At 64.9% G+C, this 4,270-nt stretch carries 5 protein-coding genes; 1 reads left to right on the forward strand and 4 read right to left on the reverse strand.

What is annotated here, in order from left to right:
• Positions 1–141 precede the first annotated feature (141 nt).
• Both ACFU8Q_RS39715 and ACFU8Q_RS39720 read right to left on the reverse strand, forming a co-directional pair.
• Positions 142–582 (reverse strand): hypothetical protein, encoded by a 441-nt coding sequence (locus tag ACFU8Q_RS39715; protein ID WP_384464577.1) that lies wholly within the window; start codon positions 580–582, stop codon positions 142–144.
• Between the two features lie 98 nt (positions 583–680).
• Complete coding sequence (locus ACFU8Q_RS39720; protein ID WP_384464580.1) at positions 681–860, reverse strand: hypothetical protein; 180 nt, start codon at positions 858–860, stop codon at positions 681–683.
• Between the two features lie 40 nt (positions 861–900).
• Between ACFU8Q_RS39720 and ACFU8Q_RS39725 the strand changes: the two genes are divergently transcribed.
• Positions 901–1,467 carry an ISAs1 family transposase gene (locus tag ACFU8Q_RS39725; protein WP_384464583.1) on the forward strand — a complete coding sequence of 189 codons (567 nt, stop codon included), beginning with the start codon at positions 901–903 and terminating at the stop codon, positions 1,465–1,467.
• 227 nt (positions 1,468–1,694) lie between these two features.
• Here the strand turns inward: ACFU8Q_RS39725 and ACFU8Q_RS39730 are convergent, their stop codons facing one another.
• Both ACFU8Q_RS39730 and ACFU8Q_RS39735 read right to left on the reverse strand, forming a co-directional pair.
• Positions 1,695–2,753, reverse strand: coding sequence for a zinc-dependent alcohol dehydrogenase family protein (locus ACFU8Q_RS39730; protein WP_384464585.1), 1,059 nt, complete (start codon positions 2,751–2,753; stop codon positions 1,695–1,697).
• Positions 2,754–2,871: 118 nt separating this feature from the next.
• Complete coding sequence (locus tag ACFU8Q_RS39735; protein WP_384464588.1) at positions 2,872–3,699, reverse strand: alpha/beta fold hydrolase; 828 nt, start codon at positions 3,697–3,699, stop codon at positions 2,872–2,874.
• Positions 3,700–4,270 lie beyond the last annotated feature (571 nt).

The raw sequence follows: 4,270 nt of genomic DNA on the forward strand, positions 1-4,270 counted from the left end.
CCGGCAAAGACCGCCCCACCCCCATTCCAGCCCGCTACACTCCCCACACCCAAGCCGTTGACCAGCACGAATGAAGAAGTCCGGCTGGAGTACTAAGACGTCAAGCGAGGGGTTTGTCGAGCGCCGGTCGGAAAGGCCCTTTCAGTCACCGGAGAAGCCCCAGAAGTAGATTTCCTCCGGACTGCCATGGGCGTCGTGCAGGACCGTGCATCTGCCGAACCAACGTCGATTGGCAAGCGGTTCTATGGCCTGCACGTGTGCCCGCGTGAGGCGGTCGGTCCCGGCCATCCGGTAAGCCTCGACAGGCTGAACGAGCTGCACGGTGCCGTAGTCAGGATCCTCACCTGGCCGCAACATCCTGTGCATGTCCAGGATCGAGTGTGTCCCTTCTTCCTGAACCTGCTCGTCTTCCCACAGCTGTTCGAGCGTTGACGGTCGCACCCTGGCCTCATCGGTGTCGTCTTCGTCCCATGGATCCCAGTAGTAGTCCTGCGCATCGAAGACTTTCTGCCTCAGGGCATCCAACGCCGCTCCAAGATCCTCCTGGTAAGGAACGTAGTACTCCCACCCCGACGCACCCACGACAGCCCCGCCTCCGCATCCAGTTCCGACAGTGCAGCGGAAGCTAGCAGCAGCCACTGACAAGCCGCCTCGCCAGGTGCACCCCGCGGACTGAGCAATCAGACGGCAGCGCCAGCCGCTGCCGGGAAGGCAATGTAGGAGTGGTACTCCTGCTTCCAGGTGAGCTGCGAGGACCAGCGCGAGGACGTGGAGGGGGCGCTGGTGTCCCAGACGGTCCACTTCTGGGCGGTGCAGTCGGTGTTGCCGGAGTGGAAGTTCCACAAAGAAATCACCTGCATTGCCGCACTGTTGGAATCCTTCGACCTGACCGGTGTCACCGTGACTGCAGACGCCCTGCACACCCAGCGTGATCACGCCCGGTTCCTGGTGGAGACCAAGAAGGCCCACTACGCGTTCACCGTGAAGAAGAACCAGAAGGGCTTGTACAAGCAGTTGCGCACCCTGCCCTGGCAGAAGGCGACCGCGGAGTTCTACAACCGGAGCACAGGACAAGGGCGCCTGGAGACCCGGGTGGTGCAGGCCCTGACCGTCACCGAGCTCGGCGTGGACTTCCCGCACGCCGCCCAGGTCGCGAAGATCGTGCGGCATCGCACCAGCGTCACGACCGGCAGACGCAGCCGCGAGACCGTCTACGTGATCACTGATCTGACCAGCAGGAAAGCCTCCACCGAACGGATCGCGGAGATCGTCAGGTTGCAGTGGGTGATCGAAAACCGGCTTCACTTTGTACGCGACACCGCCTACGGCGAGGACGCCTCCGAGATCCGCACCGGACACGGCCCGGAGAACATGGCCGCCCTCCGTAGCTTCGCCATCAACCAGCTCCGCGCCACCGGCCACACCAACATCGCGGCCGGATTTCGGGAGATGGTGCGCGCCTTTTAGCAGGGCTTGGCGATAGCTCGCTACCCGCTTTGGGACCGTATCCATGACACGGGTGGCCAGGTCAAGCTCGTCTTCTGTGGGTTTCGAGTAGTTCGGTATCTTGCTCCTCGTCCAGGGCCGCGCCGACACACATGAACACGCTGTGCATGCAATTTTTGCTCTGGCAATGAGTACGCAACGACGGCCTCGCAGCCGGCAGCCGCCGTGACGCCGAAGGCTGGGCCCGGCTACCTGCCGCCTTGGTCCCAGCCGTCTTCGAAGACGAAGAGTGGTTTGATGCCGTGCGCGGGCGCTTCTGCGAGCGAGACGGCTTCAGCGAAGCGTTCGAGCGGGAACGGCCGGCCCCGGGGAATGCTCAGCACCTCGTCGGCGACGAGACCGCGAACCCGGGACAGCGCGCGCAGCGCAATCTCGGGTGAGGCGGTGCCGAACCAGCGGTTCAGCCAGAAGCCACGGACTGCTTTGGTCTCGTAGATGACCGAGCGTGCCTGCAGCGGGATCGTCAGCGCCGTAGGATCGGTCTGCCGATGGGTCGAGAGTGCGCCGTAGACCACGACCTCCCCGCCCGGAGCCAATGCCTGGGACACCTGGGCACCCACGGGTCCCGCGACACAGTCGATGGCCTTCCGCACGCCGACTGGCCCCGCTATCTCAGCCACACGCCGCAACAGGTCCTCGTCCTGCGTGCAAATGACCTCGTCACCACCGAGCGCCTTGATCTCCTCGACGGCACCACGTCGCCGCACGACGTTGATCGTACGAATACCCAGATGCCTGGATAGCTGGATGACGAGCCGGCCCACGGTGGAGCCCGCAGCCGTCTGCAAAAGCCATTCGCCCGGCTGTACGTCGAGTTCGCGCGTCACGAGGAGCAGCGCGGTCAACGGATTGACAGCGAGTTGACAGGCACTGGAATCGCTCAGATGGTCGCGGACCGGCAGAAGCCTTCGCGTGTCGGCAACGAGGTATTCCTGCCAGGTGCCGGCTACGGGGGGCCCGGGTACCGCCGGGACCGCAGCGACCACCACGCGCTCACCGGCCTTCAGTCCCTCGGTAGCAGGGCCGAGGGCATCGATGCGGCCCACGCATTCCATGTGGCCCCCGACAACGGGGAACTCGGGGGAGAAACCGTAGCGGCCACGCAGCACGTGCAGATCACTGGCGTGAATCGGAGTCGCCTTCACACGGATCAGCGCCTGACCAGCCTCCGGCGTGGGAACGGGCAGGGATTCCAGCCGCAGGACATCGACGGGCTCGCCGGCCCTTACGGCCACGAGCGCGCGCATGGAGCGAGGCATGAGTGACCTTCCGTCTCAGCACCCGAGGAACTCGGTGGGCGCTGCGGACAAGAGCGATGCTGATACCGGCATCCTGGCTTTCATTGGAGCGCCCGAAACCACCTGGTCAGCCGCGGGCGAATTCGAGGAGATCGGCATTGAACCGTTCCGCGAACTCGGGAACCATCGACAGACCGTGCGGAGCACCCGAGTAGACCTTGAAGGTCACGTCCTTGACGAGCTGTGACGATTTCTCCGCGGAGGCCACGATGGGGACGATCTGGTCGTCGTCGCCGTGAATGATCAGCGTGGGAATGTCGAACGTCTTCAGGTCCTCGGTGAGGTCGGTCTCCGAGAACGCCTTGACGCAGTCGTAGGCGGCCTTGATGCCGACCGTCATGCTCCAGAGCCAGAACTCTTCGCGGGTTCCCTGGGAGACGGTCGTTCCTTCGCGGTTGGCGCCGTAGAAGGGGGCACTGAGGTCCTTGTAGAACTGGGAACGGTCTGTCAGCACGCCTTTCCTGATTTCGTCGAAGACCTCGATCGGCAGCCCCTCCGGATTCGCGTCCGTCTTGAGCATCAACGGGGGGATCGCACCCAGCAGGACCGCCTTGGCGACACGGCCCGTGCCGTGCCAGCCGATGTAGCGTGTGACCTCTCCGCCACCGGTCGAGTGACCAACCAGGATCATGTTGCGGAGGTCGAGGGCCTCGATGACGGAGGCGAGATCTTCGGCGTACGTGTCGAGGTCGTTCCCCTTCCAGGGCTGGCCCGAGCGTCCGCCCCCGCGCCGGTCGTGGGCCACGACCCGGAAGCCGTTGTCCGCCATCAGCATCAGCTGCGGATCCCACGCGTCCGCGATCAGCGGCCAGCCGTGGGAGAAGACCACCGGCTGACCCGATCCCCAGTCCTTGAAATATATCTGCGTGCCGTCCTTGGCAGTGGCGAAGGCCATGATCGCCCCTCCAACACTTGTCCGAAGTTGCCGCTTCATGAGAATTCAGCACCCGGGCCGCAAGGGGAATGTCACGCCACGACCAGCAGCGGACGCAAAAGGCGACGGAGAGGCCGGCAGCGGAAGCGGCCGATGAGCACGTCGTATCAGCCACGCTACCCGCAAAGCCCCACTCCAGCACGCCGGGCAAACCGCGGCGACCGGACAGGGAACGACGGGTGCGCGACAACGCTGTCAGCAAGCTCCGCACTCGGTCGGGCCCGTGGAGGCAGCGGCCGGTGGCGGGAATTGTCCCGGGCGGCGGACAGCCAGCCCGGCCTCCTCCGTCCAGGCCGGGCCCGTCGCCGTGCGGCCTCTGTTGTCGGTGGCGGCTGGAACGCTGGACGGATGAACGGCGATGAGCAGCTGCTGCCCGGCCGCGTGTACGGCCACTACGCCGCGCCCATAGGCGGCCCGTTGGACGGACGGCTCTGGCTGCTACTGCGGATGAACTCGTGATGTCGTCTGCGACGATCAGGGGTTGATCGTCAGTCCTGTTTCGGTGAGGCAGCCGTCTATGAGGTTGCTGCGG

The organism is Streptomyces sp. NPDC057543, from assembly GCF_042801895.1.
Taxonomy (GTDB): domain Bacteria; phylum Actinomycetota; class Actinomycetes; order Streptomycetales; family Streptomycetaceae; genus Streptomyces.